This window comes from Bartonella sp. EBT8, from assembly GCF_055796165.1.
On sequence record NZ_JBTTDJ010000077.1, the window covers coordinates 1 to 1,284 of the forward strand.

The 1,284-nt window shown below is 47.9% G+C and carries 1 protein-coding gene; it reads right to left on the minus strand.

Going from position 1 to position 1,284, the window contains the following annotated elements; all coding sequences use genetic code 11:
* Positions 1-116: 116 nt before the first annotated feature.
* Positions 117-1,284, minus strand: a 1,168-nt coding sequence (locus tag AC0QT4_RS09160) for a phage terminase large subunit (RefSeq protein WP_473201357.1), incomplete at its 5' end; no start/stop codon positions are given.

Below are 1,284 nucleotides of genomic sequence, written 5' to 3' on the forward strand. Positions count from 1 at the left end.
CACATGCTCTAAATCTTCCTTGTACCAACTGACAAGCTTGCGAAACAAACAGTCACTGGAGAGATCAGAAGCCTTGCTGTCTTCCTGCTCTAACCGCTCATCATCTTGATCATGCATCATTCTGCCATCCATGAGGTACTCTCATATTCACTTCTACCACTATAAGGGACGCGTTTGCGTCGTTCTTCTGGTGGTTCATAAGCAACACACATTAAACCAAAGGCATCGGCTCCATGGCTTGCCCAATCATGCTCGGCTCCCAAACCAATATTGCGCTTCTCATCCCATTTCTCGTGATACCAATTCAGGGCTTTACGACCCGCTACCGTTGTCTCCTCATTGAACCAGACCGATGGCAAGATCCGCCGCACTGCCTCAATCCGTATCTTGACAGCCCCTGCTCCTTGATTGGGAATAACCTGCGTTTCAAAACCCGCATCATTCAAGGCGCTCTCAAAACTCACATTGTGCACACGGTCTCTGGTCGCACCATCATGGGGTAAAACCATCAAGGCTTTCTCATAGCCATTGCGACGCAACCAACCTATATGCTCTGACAAAGGCTGCCCTTGCGCTTCATAATAATCAAGCACCCTGATCTCACGACCGACAAACTGGGCTATCCAAATCGCCGTTGCATCCGCTTTCGCACCCGTACCGCCAATATCCCAAAAAGCCCGTATCTGCATTAAAGGATCACAAGAAACACGTCCAATCCGCCCCTCCTGCTCGGCTGCTAACATCTCCTTTTGATAGTAAGCACCTTGAACGGCTTTGAGATAATCCCCTTCCCAAATATGTTTATAGCTCTCAGGACGGTTCCTTAGATCATCCAAACGCGCTTCATTCAAAATCTTTGGAAACTTCGGATTGTCTGACCAGTTAATCTCAACACGCTTAATCGCCTCATTAACAGAAAAGCGAAACCGCTTCTCAACCGGCGCATTCTCACGCAATGGATTCCACGTAACCCATAATTCTGCTCGCCAACCCTCTCCCTCTTCCCGTAAAGTTGGTATCAGTGTTTGCCAAGCCGTTTCCGTGACCGGCTCTGCCTCATCAACCCAACAGAGCAAAATACGCCCCATCGACTTAATGCTTGCGATATTGCGATCAAGACCTGAAAACTGAAAGGCAATACGACCATCACGAGACTTAATCGAAGATTCCCCAACCTTATAATAGTCCTTTAAGAAATCATGATCTTCAATAGCCCGTTTGATCTCCTCCAAAGAACTCTCTGCGAGCGAATTCTGGAACTGACGCGCACAAAGAATAGTCCCT